Source organism: Komagataeibacter xylinus (genome assembly GCF_031081985.1).
In the GTDB taxonomy this organism is placed as follows: Bacteria; Pseudomonadota; Alphaproteobacteria; order Acetobacterales; family Acetobacteraceae; genus Komagataeibacter; species Komagataeibacter xylinus_E.
The window spans coordinates 1-14657 of record NZ_JARWSK010000008.1 but is presented as its reverse complement, the minus strand read 5'-3'; the positions used below and the strand labels follow the sequence as shown (position 1 = coordinate 14657).

16 protein-coding genes are annotated in these 14657 nt (G+C 56.8%); 10 read left to right on the top strand and 6 right to left on the bottom strand.

Annotated features, from left to right (window positions below):
- Positions 1-31 precede the first annotated feature (31 nt).
- The 3 genes from QEG70_RS14190 to QEG70_RS14180 form a co-directional block, all read right to left on the bottom strand.
- Complete coding sequence (locus QEG70_RS14190; protein WP_308721264.1) at positions 32-910, bottom strand: hypothetical protein; 879 nt, start codon at positions 908-910, stop codon at positions 32-34.
- 248 nt (positions 911-1158) lie between these two features.
- Positions 1159-1962: a helix-turn-helix domain-containing protein gene (locus QEG70_RS14185; RefSeq protein WP_048852102.1), complete on the bottom strand. Its 804-nt coding sequence runs from the start codon at positions 1960-1962 to the stop codon at positions 1159-1161.
- 355 nt (positions 1963-2317) lie between these two features.
- Positions 2318-2695, bottom strand: a complete 378-nt coding sequence (locus QEG70_RS14180) for a hypothetical protein (RefSeq protein WP_308721263.1) — start codon at positions 2693-2695, stop codon at positions 2318-2320.
- On the opposite strand from QEG70_RS14180, the gene QEG70_RS14175 reads away from it, so the two are divergent.
- Genes QEG70_RS14175 through QEG70_RS14150 form a run of 6 tightly spaced genes read left to right on the top strand, consistent with a single transcriptional unit; the run spans position 2694 to position 9178 of the window.
- A complete protein-coding gene (locus QEG70_RS14175; protein WP_308721262.1) occupies positions 2694-3083 on the top strand; it encodes a hypothetical protein in 390 nt (129 codons plus the stop codon). The two genes, QEG70_RS14180 and QEG70_RS14175, sit on opposite strands and share 2 nt — an antisense overlap.
- On the top strand, positions 3080-3667 hold the full coding sequence (locus QEG70_RS14170; protein ID WP_308721261.1) for a hypothetical protein: 588 nt from the start codon (positions 3080-3082) through the stop codon (positions 3665-3667). Before QEG70_RS14175 ends, QEG70_RS14170 begins: the two co-directional genes overlap by 4 nt.
- Positions 3667-4851, top strand: coding sequence for a hypothetical protein (locus QEG70_RS14165; protein WP_130731471.1), 1185 nt, complete (start codon positions 3667-3669; stop codon positions 4849-4851). The genes QEG70_RS14170 and QEG70_RS14165 overlap by 1 nt, the downstream gene beginning before the upstream one ends.
- Positions 4852-4860: 9 nt before the next feature.
- Positions 4861-6273 carry a hypothetical protein gene (locus QEG70_RS14160; RefSeq protein ID WP_308721260.1) on the top strand — a complete coding sequence of 471 codons (1413 nt, stop codon included), beginning with the start codon at positions 4861-4863 and terminating at the stop codon, positions 6271-6273.
- A 23-nt stretch (positions 6274-6296) separates the two neighbouring features.
- Positions 6297-8657, top strand: a complete 2361-nt coding sequence (locus QEG70_RS14155) for a DotA/TraY family protein (RefSeq protein WP_308721259.1) — start codon at positions 6297-6299, stop codon at positions 8655-8657.
- 23 nt (positions 8658-8680) lie between these two features.
- Positions 8681-9178 carry a hypothetical protein gene (locus tag QEG70_RS14150; protein WP_112209948.1) on the top strand — a complete coding sequence of 166 codons (498 nt, stop codon included), beginning with the start codon at positions 8681-8683 and terminating at the stop codon, positions 9176-9178.
- Positions 9179-9583: 405 nt separating this feature from the next.
- Here QEG70_RS14150 and QEG70_RS14145 read toward each other — a convergent pair whose 3' ends face one another.
- The 3 genes from QEG70_RS14145 to QEG70_RS14135 form a co-directional block, all read right to left on the bottom strand.
- Positions 9584-10120, bottom strand: coding sequence for a hypothetical protein (locus QEG70_RS14145; RefSeq protein WP_110569791.1), 537 nt, complete (start codon positions 10118-10120; stop codon positions 9584-9586).
- Positions 10117-11121 (bottom strand): thiol:disulfide interchange protein, encoded by a 1005-nt coding sequence (locus QEG70_RS14140; protein ID WP_186336129.1) that lies wholly within the window; start codon positions 11119-11121, stop codon positions 10117-10119. The genes QEG70_RS14145 and QEG70_RS14140 overlap by 4 nt, the downstream gene beginning before the upstream one ends.
- A 61-nt stretch (positions 11122-11182) precedes the next feature.
- A complete protein-coding gene (locus tag QEG70_RS14135) occupies positions 11183-11572 on the bottom strand; it encodes a hypothetical protein (RefSeq protein ID WP_308721258.1) in 390 nt (129 codons plus the stop codon).
- A 541-nt stretch (positions 11573-12113) separates the two neighbouring features.
- On the opposite strand from QEG70_RS14135, the gene QEG70_RS14130 reads away from it, so the two are divergent.
- The 4 genes from QEG70_RS14130 to QEG70_RS14115 all read left to right on the top strand — a co-directional run bounded on the left by QEG70_RS14130 (position 12114) and on the right by QEG70_RS14115 (position 14090).
- Positions 12114-12413: a WGR domain-containing protein gene (locus QEG70_RS14130; protein WP_110569789.1), complete on the top strand. Its 300-nt coding sequence runs from the start codon at positions 12114-12116 to the stop codon at positions 12411-12413.
- A gap of 384 nt (positions 12414-12797) precedes the next feature.
- On the top strand, positions 12798-13466 hold the full coding sequence (locus QEG70_RS14125) for a Ros/MucR family transcriptional regulator (RefSeq protein WP_110569788.1): 669 nt from the start codon (positions 12798-12800) through the stop codon (positions 13464-13466).
- Positions 13467-13535: 69 nt separating this feature from the next.
- Entirely contained in the window at positions 13536-13688 is a 153-nt protein-coding gene (locus QEG70_RS14120) for an AbrB/MazE/SpoVT family DNA-binding domain-containing protein (protein WP_053323998.1), read from the top strand.
- A gap of 87 nt (positions 13689-13775) precedes the next feature.
- Positions 13776-14090 carry a type II toxin-antitoxin system PemK/MazF family toxin gene (locus QEG70_RS14115; protein WP_306308847.1) on the top strand — a complete coding sequence of 105 codons (315 nt, stop codon included), beginning with the start codon at positions 13776-13778 and terminating at the stop codon, positions 14088-14090.
- The last annotated feature ends 567 nt before the right edge of the window (positions 14091-14657 follow it).

Below are 14657 nucleotides of genomic sequence, written 5' to 3'. Positions count from 1 at the left end.
ACGTTTTTTCTTTGATGATTCCCGCTACTACTCAGGCGGCAATGCCATGCGTGGCGGCAATGCTGCGGCGGTATCGTCTGCTGACCCGGTCACCACCCTTGCGGGTGGTCCAGAAAAAGCATCCGCTCTTGCAGAGGCATTCCCGCCGGATGTAGTGGTGTTCGCCGATATAATATTCGGCCCTCGCGTGAATGAACCAGGGCACTTTGGCGCCGCGTCGTGGCGGAAGCTGTTCCCAGCAGCTTTGGGATTTCAGCGCGCTTTCCGAAATAAGGAAGTCCCGCGCAATTTCACGCGGGTTCTGAAATGCAAAATGGCGGTATGCGATTTCAATGTTGGCGGCCTCGTGCCACCGTACCTTGTCTCCTCCCTTATGTCCTGTGAGGGTCAGCCTGTTGAGGCTCTTCCTGACAAGCCATGTCCGTCCCCGCCGGGCTTCATGAGGAAGCAGGGAGGCCTGTTCCCATGTCAGGACAGCTTCGGGATCTGCGGGAATGGCGCTCCGCTTTTCGGCAAGTATGGTCTCCGCCTGTATTTTTGAGAGCCTGATGCGCGGTGGCAGGCCAAGCTGCTTTCTTTTTGCACGCACGCTCCCGGCCGAGCGGCCAAGCATCTCAGCTATGTCGGCGGTTTTATCACCACAGAGCCAGCGTTGGCCAAGGATGAGCAACTGGGTCCTTGTCCATGCTCCCCTGCGTGCAGGCGCTTCATAAAAAACATTCTGGGGTCGGTTGGCCCATTGCGCGACTGACTCCTTTACCTCCTGCACTGTCAGGGTAAGCATTGTCGCTACAAGGACTTCGTCGCACAGCCTGGCATAGAGGGCGCGCGTCATTTCTGGCGTGGGATAGGTCTGAAGCCATGTAAACAGACCGTGTTTTATGACCTGGCCGAACGATGCTGACTTCATGGCGGTATGCCCTCGTCATCGCGTTTTCGGGATAGGCTGCGTGTTTTGGGAATAATATCTCTTAAGCGTTATATCACCGTCAAGAAATAAATAGCGCAGAACGCGCCAATATGACTCCAGACGCGGTTTCCGGTCCACGTTGGTGATCAGCCGGGGCACATCACCTGGAATGGACAGCCCAAGGCATAGGGTCTGCCATAAGAAAGGAGACCCCTTTCCTGACAGTCTTTATACCTTCATGCACCCGGTCAGTGGTTTGCGATATCGTCGAGGTGACCAATAATGGATTCGAGATCAGCGAGGGCTTCGAGTTGTGATTGCGCGGACATTGCCCACGCGGTCATGTCCAGGGAACGCAAAAGATCTGCGTCGTCATGTATTCCCGGGATCAGGTAATAAACGGAGACGGACAGTCCTTCGGCAATGCGATAAACCGTTTCAAGGCTCGGATTTCTCAGCCCTGCTTCGATCAGGCTCAGGCTGGTCAGGGAAACGTGCGATTTATGAGCGATCTGGCTCGCTGTTGCTCCCTGAAGCGTTCTGAAGATCTGAATCCTGCGCCCAAATATCTCAAGGAGGTCCTGCCGTTCCCCCGAGGTGAAGGCGACACTGTGTGAATAATGATCGATCGGCAATCTGGCCGGTATTTCCGGCAGGTTAAACGTCTTGGAAATATTGCCAATAATGTCGCGTAATTTCTGGATTGCCAGATTGTAGTCCGAACACTGCTTCATGGTCTTTTTCAGCTGCGTGGCGGATGCCGCCAGATCCAGATGGGCAAACCATGTTCCTTCCGGTGCACCTTGCGGAAGAATATCGCGCGGATCTATCTCAAACACCCGTAGCAGCGCCGATAATGTTTCCAGGGAAACCGGACGACCGGCTTCGATGCTCCGTATGACCGATACATTCAACCGTGCCAGTTTGGCGAGGTGCACCTGCGTCCAGTCAAGCGCAGTCCGCCTGTCATAAATGATTTCCCCGATGTCTCTATATAATTGGCCGGATGCAAATAAGGCCTCGGCTTGCATCTTGCCATTGTCATGGGACATTTTCGTTTACTCTCACGGCGGGCGTTTTCCTCAGCAAAAGAAACTTCCAACATCCAGAAGATATCGACTGGCCGCGTCCTGACAGGGGATCAGCCGTGACGGAACGTCATGATAGTCGAGTTGGAGCCCGCAAAAAAGGTGTCTGAGGTCGCAAAGGCCGCTGCTTTGGTCAGGAGAGCTTGATGGAGACACTCATATGCCTGTTATGCCTGCCGTGGTTATGGCGCTGGCCTCTGGCCCCATATCTGTCACACCTGCCGCGTTTCATCTGGTCCAGACAACCTCTCCGGAAACTCCGCCGCAGTCGGCATTGACGTCGCCCACAATGGGGACGACCGGCGGGGAGACCTTACCTTCACCGGGAGACACTGGTCAGAAAGGGCCGGGCGTATTGCCGGGTACTGGTACGGATCCTCGAACATCCGGGAATGTTCCAGCCCGTCGATATTTCCATATCGCCAGTGGATACGGAAAGCAGGTTCCACTTGGCTTCGCCATACGCCAGATCGTTCCGCATGGGGTGCGTGTCGTGTTCGCGGCGGACGTGGACACCAGCGTTCCTGTTGACTGGCAGGGCGGCCGGGAATGGAACAAGGTTCTGGCGACCACGGTAGCCCAGGCGGGCGACGTCATTGATGTCGCTCATAATAAAGTCGCGGTCCGACGTCGAATTCGCTGACCGGTCGCATGATGGCCCGACACCTTCGTCGTAATCACCCGAGGAAGGTTCCATGAACAAGCCCTCATCCGTCCGGAAATCCGGACCTTCTTCCCCGATGCCCAATGTCGCCCTTGCGCTGGATGCGCTCGGCGAGATCTGGCGCATCAGGGGCGGAGAGGATGTCATCGCGATGTTGGACAATGATATGACAGCGAGGACGGCCTGGCACGCCATCCTCTCTGGTGTCGCGTCGCCTGAATGGCCTGATCTGGTCAACTCCCTTGACGCGCTGATCCCCTATCTGCGCGGCCGCAGGGACCTGTTGTCGGCGGATAGCCCTTTTGGACGGGGCGTGATCTCGGAAAGCAGGCGCCAGGCGCTTCATCGCCTTCTTGCTCCGGAAAGGATTGCCCTGCTGGAGGCTGTGACGCGTCCGGCTACACGTCAGGAGGCCGCATGATCCGTCTGCGCTTCCGTGTCCTGTTGTCAGTGACTGCCGCTCTTGTATCGATACAGGGGCATGCGCAGACCACGTCATCAGGCGCCTCTGGTGCCACGACATCTACGGGAAGCGTCGGCTGTGCTGCCCTGACCCAGGCGGCGGCAACAGCCGTAAACGAACGCGTCCAGGCCAACGACGCCTATGAAAAGCAGCCGGATAGCGTCAACGGCCTGTCCTGCCTGAGCAATTTTTTCAACGGCACCGGACTGAATCTCATCACGAACGGCCTTGACCCAGCAGCCCTCCTGCAGGCCGTCGAGGGCCAGATAGGTGGCCAGGTCTGTCAGGCCGCACAGGCTGCATGGGGGAACGCCATGGGGTCGACCCAATGTGGACTCAGTCTGTCGGGCGTTAACCTGGGGCTCGGTTTTGGCTCGAGTAGCGGACTCATGTGCCCGAGCCTGAGTTTCGGTGGTGGTGGGCCGCCAATTGCGACCACCATTGCGGGAACGTCGAGCGGTGCGACTGACCTGTATATCAACGGATCTCCCCAGCTTCCGACTGGATACAGCCTGAGCAATCTCGTGGACGGAGTATTCTGATGCGCCGGCTGCAGATGGTTGCCATTGGTGCCGCTTCGTGTGTCTGCGTGCTGGCAGTCACGCCGCGTCCGGCATACGCGCTTTTCAGCGATGCTGCTGTCGTTGCGGCGATCAAGCTTCTCCAGGCGTTCACGGGCAACGCCCTCAATACGATGACGAAAAACCTGACGGACAGCATCGATTCAAATCTCAGTAGCCTTACAAACCCGAATTCCGTTGCGTCTCTCCTGACGAAGGGTTTCACGCAGGTTGCCAATTACGCGAAAGCCCAGGTCGGTGCCCAGTCGCAACTCATGGATGCCCAGGACGCGGCGATGGCCGGATTTCTACGGCGTCAGCAGGAAACCGGAATCCGGGACGAGCATATGATGAATCCGGAATTCTGCGCGGGCCTTGATGCCCAGCAGTCCACCGTGGCCGCGTCCAAGGCGGCTCGATCCGCGGTGTATGCCATCGCGACCGTAAGCGATCCCCGTGGTGAGGCAGGTCAGGGGACGCCCTCCTATTACGGCAAGTCACAGGGCACGGATGCGAACATGTCCCTGCACCTCAAGCGCTACTGTTCATCCGACGACGTGGCGCAGGGGCTCTGCTCTTCCGTGTCGCGGCTGCCGAACGCCGACCAGCGTGCCGCCAGCCTGTTCGGCGCCGATACCCTGTCCGCGGATGGCGCAGTGGATGCAGCCAATGATTATGCGACCACGCTCATCCAGCCGGTAGCGCCTGCGGCCCTGCGTGGCGAGCAGCTGTCCAGCCTTCGGGGACGTGAAGCCGCAACCCGGCGCCGGTCGTACAACAGTCGTATGTCTCTTGCCCGCTGGGTCACGGGCTACGTCACATCTCTTGGTGTTCCGTCTGTCACGCTCACGCGGGACCAGAAGGCCGAAATGACGGCCGAGGGGCTTACGCCGCTCGACAAGGCGTCGTGGCTGCAGGCCATGGCGCTGGAAGTCAATCGCAGGGTCTCCAGCGTGAGCTGGAACGCCTCGCTCCAGGCAATGCCTCCCGCATCGGTCATGCGCGAAGTTGCCACCGAGATGGCGCAGTCCAATTACCTTGCGCTGCAGAACTACCGTCTCGGGCTCTACCTGGCGACCATGGGAGCTGCCCGGGTTGCGCAGGAAGAAGAGGTCGCCTTCAAGGACGGCCTGACACCGATGCCTTCCCCCACGATCAATCCCTAGAGGTTTGCCATGTCTGAGGCCCAGCAGAAAACCGGCGATATCGAGGATGTGCTGACAACCCTTGATCGCGTGCAGTCCGAATACAGGAAGCAGGCACCCGGGCAGGCCGCCGCCTATGATCGGCTGCGGCAGGAATCCCGCGAGCCTGACGTCCATAATGATCCCGGCTTCCGTACGCGCGTCGCATACGCCATGCAGGATGTAGAGCGTCTTTTGGGACCGACGCTCGAAAAGGAGCATCCTCTCCGCACCGAGATGACAGAGCGCGCGGCGCATTACCCGGGTCTGAACGAACCTGTGGTCGCTGCGATGATGCGTGAAACGCATCGCCTTCAGCAGCCAGAAGTAAACGCGATCCGGACACTTGCCAGCGAACTGGTTGAAGGACGTCAGGATCCGGATCACCCGGACATCGCGCACACCATCGAGAACCTGAGGGCGACCGTCTTTCCCGAACCAGGGCGCCAGCCAGCGCCAGGGCATGACCATGCTGCCGGGTTTGCGCACGATGAGAAAGGTCAGCCGGACAAAACCCGAGGAATGGCGTCCCCGGGGGAGGGTACCCCGCCAGGACCGGAGCAGTCAGCCAGCAGCCAGCCCGGACGGACCCATACGACGGATCCTCAGAAGGATTTTCGAGAGAAACAGACAGGTCCGGCAAAAGATGCGCCGGAAAGCCGATCGACGATGGATGCCAGCGGCACAAAGGAAAAGGCGGCAGCGAACACGCGGGAAACGAACGCGGCGGCCAAGGATCAGGAGGACGTCAAGGTTATTCGCGGTGGCGGATTTGCCCGCCTTGCGGAAGCGATTGCCTCGCGCATTGATAACCAGCCTGCGAACCCGGCATCATCGTGGATGGAAAAGGCCGTCGATTTCAGCACCCGGCTGCACAACGCGCGTGACGCAAAGAGCCTGGAGGCGACCGAACGTCTGGGAAAGCAGGCGGTGGAGGCCCTGCGTGACCTCAGGGAGCGACCAGCTTCCTCGATCATGGCGGCGATCTCAGATGCAGGAAAGGGCGATCCTGACGGTGTTGCCGGTGTGTTGTCGGAGATGAAGGCTGGTGGTCGGTATGCCGATCTGCATAGCCAGTTTGTGACGGAGAAACAGAATAACCAGGCATTTGCGGCGCAACTGGAGAATGTCACCAGCAAACTCGAAGCCTACGGAAAGGGAAGGGAAGCCGCCGAGGCAACAGGCCAGCGCATGGGAATGCCCGGCAGTGTGACGCAGCGCTTCACCCAGATCGATGCCGAGATTGGCAGGACTGCTGCCGAAGTGCCCGGAAAAAAAGAGGGGGCCAGTGCGCTGGAAGACATGAGCGAGAAGGTCCGCGAGATGATGCACAAGGCTGTGACTGCGGTGACGGATTTCATGACGCGGATGAATCCTGGTCCCACCGCCAGTCCTGCGCCGTGACTGTGCTGCTGGGAGGACAAACCATGACGCCCTTTCGTCGCCCTGTATTCGCCATCCTGCCGCTCCTGTTTCTGTCGGCTCTTACCGTGTCCGCTGCAGCGCAGACGGTTGTTGCGACCGGTTCGGAAGATGCAGCCAGCAGCACGGGCTATAACGTGACATGGGACCTGCTTGATCCGGGCAGTGACTGGGCGGCGCAGGTCATCCGGTCCGTATTCCCGGTTTTCGGCCAGGATACGAGCGCGCCCAGCATCGGCAACGAGGCGACCGTGATAGGAACCATGATCGGGTGGTTCTCCGGGTTCGTCATGGCATTTGCGATGGCGGTCGTAAGCTATATCTACTTCATGAACATCCACCGGGGGGCAGAAACAGCGCAACTCCTTGGCAACAACCAGACCAGCATGTCGATTGTGCGGATCGGGATTGCAGCCATCCTGATGTGGCCGCTTCCGACAACCGGCTTCAATGCGGCGCAGGCCGTTGTCGTGCAGGGCTCGCTCTGGGGCATCGGTATGGCGAAGGTCGTCTACGACAAGGCGAAGCAGGCAATCGGACCAGACGGCATGGTCATCGCACAGCCCCTTATTCCCGGCACAAAGGGGATTGTGACCGGTCTTGTGAAAAATGAGTTCTGCCGGGCCATTATTAACATTGCTGCGAATAACACGAACCTGATTGCAGCCCCGACCGGGCAGACCGTCCTGTCCGTGACCGGCGGGAAGATGGGAATCATCAACTATTCTTACAATATGGCAGCCGGCGCAGGGGACGGGACACCAGTTTGCGGGGCCGTAAGTCTGCAGGCGCCCAATACTGACGCGGTGAATCTGGCCGGTTTCCAGGTCGACCAGGCGGGTATGCAAAAACAGGTCCTTGATTCCGTGATCCTTGGCGACATTCGCAGCCAGGTTGCGCAGGTGGCCGAGAATTACTGGCAGACGAAAACGACAGCGTCCCTGGCCCCACTCATGACCATCATCGTCAATGCCACCAACGATTATGCGTCGCGTCTCACGACGCAGGCGGCACAACTGCGGTCGAAGCTTCAGGACACGGTCAACAATCAGACGCTCGCGCTTCACCAATGGGGGATTTCGACGAACGGAGATGCGGTCAACACCAGCAACCAGATGGATAATCTCGGGTGGACTGGCGCAGGAGCCTACTATCTCGAATTCGCGCGCCTCAATGGCCAGACCCTGTCTCTCATGACCGCAACGCCAACCATCACCACCCCATCCTATTCCGGTCTCGGAAACTATCTTGCCTCGGACATTGCGCCCCTGGTGCAGTCTGCGGACACCTTTATGGAGAACATTGACAGCATGGTTGCGACGCAGGATGGCGTGACTGCGCCAGGCGGGAATGCCGACCTGTACACAGGCGCTATACCGGGTGGAGACGGTGCGGGTGTGCTCGACCAGCTGTTCCGCGCTTTGCACCTGAACGATTACGCCCTGCAGATCGTGACCGGATTTATCGAGCCGTCCGGGACGAACGGCTACTGGACGGATCCGTTTGGCAATCTCATGTCACTTGGAAACTGGATGATCACGACCGCCCTTCTCACGATGGGCACTGCGTCGGTCCTTTCTTCTACGGCCGGGACCGTTGGTATCGGCGTGCTGTCGCTTCTGAGCGGGAATCCAGAAGGTGCCGTAGCGGCAGGGGCCGGGCACGCACTGATGCACTTTTTTGGCGCGCCGATTATCGGCGGCTGCTTTGCCATGCTTATGCCAGGCCTCACCATTGCCTACGTCATCCCGATGATCCCGTTTGTCATGTGGATGTTTGCCGTAGCTGGGTGGTTCATCATGGTCTGTGAATCCGTGATTGCAGCACCTCTGTGGATGCTCGCGCATATGACCATGAATGGGGAGGGGCTGCACGGTCATGCAAAACAGGGTTATGCCCTTCTGTTCAATGTCATCTTCCGGCCGGTACTGATGCTGTTCGGACTTTTCCTCGGATATTTTATATTTGATTCAGTGTCGTGGCTGATCCACATGTGTTTCGGCATTGCGGCCGGACTGGTGCTGTCAAACGGTTGGATTGTCAGCAACTTCCTCGGCATGATTGTTCTGGTCAGCCTTTTTGTCATGATTCACGTCACCCTGGCGTTCATTTCATTCAGGATGATCTCGATCCTGCCCCAGCGGGTTCCCGCGATGATCGGATTTGGTGACGTGGATCGCGTTGATATCGACCAGTTCAGCAGGGACGCCGCCGTTGTCGGTATGGCGGGCACGTTGCTCTCGATTCAGCAGTCTCTGGCAGGAAATAAAGCAGATAATCAGAATGGGCCGGGACAAGGCAACGGTGGCATATCTTCTGGTGCTCGAGCCCTGATAAGTGATACAACAATGAAAAAGAGCGTCTGACTTTAGGGTCAGGAGGAACTGAGATGTCGAACTGTGGTGGCCTGAGCGGGGCTGCAGCGTTCATGTTGGGACGTGCATCGCACCAGTACGAACAGACGCTGGGGAACTCCATACAACGTGCGCTTTACGGCCGACGGCCTGCGCGACCGACAGAAGCCGATGAACTTGCTCACCTGCTTTCGCAGATGACAAGTCTACTGCGACAGAAGAACGCGGAATCTGACAGACTTGAGGAGCATCTGCTCAGATCTAGGGAATATGCTTCTGGTCTGGAGGCTCAGATCAAAGACCTGAAAGACACTCTCGCTCTCGCAGATGCAGCAACTGCGCGGCAGGCAGTTCAACTTAAGGCTGCTGGGGACCGAGAGAAACGCCTGGCGTGCGATCTTGCGGCAGCCCACGATAAATACCATCGACTTAGCGACGACCATACAATGCTGAAGACTAAAGCCGAGAACATGGAACGACGGATTTGGGGCTATCTTTCCATGGAAAATGAATGGAGAAAGCGGCAGTCCTAGTCGCAAGATACTTTGTCAGGATGGTCTCCTCTAAGCGGGAGACCATTCGTGAAACATCTCATTCTACCTCTTGTCCTCTCCCCCTGGCTTGCGGCATGCAGCGCTGGCAACGTGTCGTCTGCTGCACATGTGCATGGCCCAAAGGCTCCCCCGACCAGGCATGCGCGTTATGATCCGCACGTGGCCTACGGATCGACACGTGTAATCTGGACACCCCCTACGTACGATCGCGCCGGTACGATCGTCCGGCCTGATGATCCACGGGCGATGTCGGGGCGCGAGGATTACGAACATGCCTCCTGGGCAACAGGCGCTCAGGGCGGCGACAAGAACGCGCCACCCGGCACGTTCTGAGTGCTCCGCCAATCCTATCTATTCACCAGCGTAAAGCAGATGGACTTGCGGTTACGGCCTGCGTGGAATGAGGCTGTCGGCGGTGGCGACAAATTGGCGGGCGGAACCCAGGCGGCGTTCGCGGATCTGCCAGTTGAGCCACGCGTTCTGAAACGCCACGAGTGTCAGAAATGTCCAGAAGGGTGCGAACTCCAGCGCAGCAAGGAGTTGGCTGCCCTTCCAGTGGGAAAGGAGCATTTCTCCGGTCCAGCCAAGCACCAGAACAACAGCGAGCATACTGGCAGCAAGCGCCCGCCTGTATGTCTCATGCTGTCTCTGATCGAGTAAGATCGCCACAACGCGGGGTTCGACGCCGTATTCGGCAGCGACCGCGGCGATATCAATAGGGGTACCGTCTGGCGCCCGCGGGCCCTGCATACCGGCTTTAGGCTTCAGTAATGCCTTCCCGAGGGCTTCAATCAGCGCGGCATTCCTCGTTACATCGGACCAGGCGACCAATGTACGTGGGTCGCCAATCACCACGCGGGCCACCTTGCGCGTTCTTTCAAAAAAACGCCGCGGGCCGGTCTGGTCCTGTCGTGTCTTCATTGCGAGACCGAGGTGAGAAATGTGGCGACATCCGTGGGAACGCCGTCGAGCCGGCCGGTCCCGCCATTGCGGTGCATCCAGACGAACGTTGGTGTCCCTGTGAGCCCTATCTGCCGTGCAATCCGGGTATTACGGGCAAGCTTCTCCCCACTATCCGGTTCAGGTGCAGCCAATCCCGGGTTTAGACGACCGTTGACCCACGCTTGTGCCATCTCGTTTGCCGGGAGCGATAGCATGGCTCTCGCATTGACGGTACTGGCGCCGTTATCCTCGTAATCAAGCAATGACAGCGGGACTATTTTCAGGCGAACTTTCCCTGCATCGATTGCGGGCTGAAGGATATGCATCGCCTTCATCGAGTAAATGCATTGCGGGTCTATGAACATGATGACTTCCGGGGCGGAAGGTATCCCTATAAGGCCTCCCGAGAGCCCCTGGAACTCGGACTGTTCGTTAGCGTCGGATGAAGCGCCAGAGATACTGATTTCTGGGACGGCTCCAGGAATGCCCCTGATCTGGTCTTTCGTGATGTCCTGTCCAGCGGCACCCCACATCCGGGCCGCGACTGCTGCCTTGCCATCCGGGGTCGCATAGACGACCTGAAAACGATTATCTGCCCGAACAAACATTCCCCTGATGCCATCGACCGGTGCGAGATCGTGGGCGCGCGACCCGGCCAGTGAACGTAGGGTGTCGTAGGGTACCGGAATCATCGTGCCGCTAAGCACGATTGCATGGCTTTCCGGAGCGAAAAAGACGAGGAGTTCGTTCCGGGTATGGGCGATGCCAGCTTCGAACCCGTGGAGATCGGGTAGTTTTTCGATGTTGGCCCCTGCGATCCCAAGGTGGGCGACTGCATCGGTCCTACCTTTATCATCATGTTCCAGGGTCGGCCCTATGGTGTCGCTCCTGGACTCAATCGGAGTAGACACAGAGCATTGCTGTCCTCGCGCTGGCGCGTGCATGAGCAGGAGAAATGGCAACACGTAGAAACAGCGCATGGCGGACTCCGGACAATACCTATGTCCTGTACGCCCTGATCATGCGACTGCGATTAAAAAATCATCCCTTGTCGTTTCCCCTTTCTTGAGACAGGAGATTTTCAAAAGGGGGGGGGATCGGGGAGAGAATAAACGTATCTTCTGCTTCGCTTCCTAACTCCTCGACCGACATCTCGCTTATCATTTTTACAAGAATATCAACGCGGAGTTGCAAATAATGGGAATTCGGGTGGTCGTCTTTCAACTGATGGCCTTTTTCGTGGCAAAGCACCAGAATGGGGTGCAATGATCTTGCCTGCTCACGCCTGGCAGTTGATGTTTTCGCTGGAGAAGCAATGTATTCAATATTGCATCTCAGCGCTAAAATCGCCTGAACCAGCGTCAGACATAGCTGTCCGGATTGTTCGTCATCGATAAGCTCGAAACGCGAGCGAAGTTCATCAAACTTCATATCATCCTCACACGGATCAAGACGAACACACTGAAGCAACGCAGTGCACGGTTGCCATGTTTCTTACGGAGCGCTGGAGCGGCATAACCCGATATACTTTGCTATTGTTGACGATTTCCGTAGTGATTTAATCTGGTCACCTGGCTCCACGGAATCATGATCAGGCTGCTCAATCTACACGATTCCGTCTTGTTGTAACGTATATCTCATTATTGTTACCAAGTGTTTCGTCAATATTCTGCGGGCAACGCATGTTCGAAACATGCCCTGCACTTTCTGGCTGATCGAAGGGCAGTCACGCCTGAGTGGCGAGAAAAAGCGTCTTCTACGTCATCTTCGACCGGGTCATGGCTTGAGGCAACCACCAATGTGCTGGATGATTGACGTATCGGAAGACATCCGCATCGTATCATCCGACCCATAGATCGTAGGAAATGATCCATGCATGCTCCACGCGGAGTTGCAAAAGGCTGAAAGAAGTTCAGAATATCTGTACTTGGATAATAGATCATGTTAGCATCATGCGATGCGCAGGACCAATATGACATCCAGAAGATCAAGGAGCGCCGTTCCCCCAGGGAAAACAATACAACTTGGACTGTTCCCGCTATCGGTCCAGTTGCGCCGTATTCAACCCAGTTTCAATGAGTGGCGGTATTACGGACTGTCAGTTCAGCCCGACCTGTTCGGTGGTGCTGCACTTGTTCGTAACTGGGGCAGGATCGGGACAGCTGGCACCCAGCGCGTGGATCTCTATCCCGACGAAGGCGCTGCGGTGAATGCTCTGACCGCGATGATCCGTTATCGCCTGAAACGCGGCTATATCGTTACACAGTCATGACTGGCAGCATTATCTGCAGGATAACCCGGGGTGATCATCAGACAGGTGATAGAGATAAATACTGTATCCGCTCACCACGTCATGGAAAATTCGTGTGTGGATATATTCCGACTAAAAAAACTTATCATCGACATTGAGGTGAGCCGTAGTTTTCGTGAAAGGCCCGCTGCATAAGCCAGTTTACGCCGTCTGATAGCGTAATCAGGGGCAGGCTCCGCCGCATACAATTTGCGTAAAACTTGATGTTCATGGTGCAATGTGATCGATGTAGGCAACGTACCGCAATATATAATTTAGCTTTCGATACGCCATATTTTGCCGATTGCATAAAGACTTACACTCCGGCAATGTTATTCGGCAAAAATATAGCGGAGAGGCTTTATCATGGACCAATCAGACGACCTAACCCCGGCAATTGTAATTGCCATGAGCGACATCGTGGCAGCGCATCTCGGCAATACCAATACCTCTCTGCCGACAGAACATGTCCCGGCGTTTATCCGCGATGTCTACGCCGCTATCCGCGAAACAACACCGGCCACAGAGAAAAACAGCAGCATCCCTGCCCAGCAACCCGCAGTTCCAGTCGCGCAGTCGGTATTTCCTGACTACATCGTCTGTCTGGAAGATGGCAAAAAACTCAAAATGCTCAAGCGTCACCTGCAGACAAGGTACGGAATGACGCCAACGCAATACCGAGAGAAGTGGCAGCTTCCTATGGATTATCCCATGGTTGCTCCGGAGTATGCCAAAATGCGGGCGACTCTGGCGCGAGACGCGGGTCTCGGACGTAAGGTTTTGGTGCCCCAGACCGCTCCCGTGGACGAAGCAACCGCAGCACCTTCTGTCGATAGTGCGACGAAAGAAGTGTTGGTCGACACTGCAGAGGCTGTATTACCCCCCAAAAAAACGATTTCGAAGCGATCCAGGTCGTCGGCAACTGAAACCGGATCTTCCGCGGCATCGCCAAAGAAAACGCCGGGTTCCAAGACTTCAGCGAGACCGCGTGCGGTACGGAAGACCGGCACGAAAGCAAAAGGGGCCAAGGTCTGACTGATCAGCCCAGCCTATCCGGCTTTGTCATAAGGCAGCCAGGCATCACCCGAACGTCAGGATGATCAGATGATGAATGTTCATGAGGAAGATGTTCGAGTTATCATTGCGCCAGTTCGCGCCACACTGCTCAAACTGGAAGATCTCGTCGCCGGGATTACCGATCTGAACGGGCATGATGAAATTGACTTTGGACAGTCTGTAGGTGACGAAAGCTGGTGAACACCAAATCGCAGGTCACGTGGGTTCCGGACTGCGGCGACATTGTCTGGTTGGAATTTGATCCCTCAGCCGGGGCGGAAACGGGCTGTGCATCGGCCTGCGGTGCTTCTCAGCCCTGCAAGTTATAATGCCAAAGCGGGGATGACGCTTTGCTGCCCCATGACCACTAAAATCAAAGGCTATCCGTTTGAAGTAGCCGTAGTAGTAAAACCCGCCAGTGTGGTCCTCTCTGATCAGGTGAGAAGTCTGGACTGGCGGATGCGGAACGCGAAGCTCAAAGGAAAGGTCTCGGCAAAGGAAATTGAGGCAGTTCGTCAGCATGCCAGATTACTGGCTGGCCGAGGAAAACAGGGAAGCCCGAACATTTCAATGTATTCAAACATGTCCTGCCGGACTTCTTAATATGTGTTGTAGGTTCGACGCTGCATGCGCTTGTCTGATGAGCGATCAACCACGTTCTACGCCGACATACAGGGCAACGTTGGCCTCTGCGCCAGAAAACGGAAACATGAGATGTGCAGCACAGCCGAACAGGGTCACGTTCGGTTGCGGCTGCCAGCACATTCCTGGCGGTAGGTTGCTATACGTTAGCAATGGCACCGGGCTGTGGTCGGGTTTTGTACTCTAATTGGGCAGGGGTGTGAAATCACCTGTTTCAGTCTGGGTGCGGGGTGAGTCTGGAGCCTTATCCTGACGCCGATGAGCGTTCAAAACGCCGGGTACCGGCTAGACGAGCCATCAGCCCGCATATGAGTGCGGCTGCACAACGCGGGCCTATGTATGATACCGGTGATCGGGTTGAAAAAGGCAGAGCTGGGTACCGAGGGCACGACAGCATCATGTCCGTCCGTAGCAAGGAACTTTAACAGATGCTCAAATCCGAGATACGAGCCTAGAGGGTGTTATGTACTTTCGTGCCTGATTGGTGCAGTAATGAGGGATGACGCCTGCACGCAAACCGTATCCCTC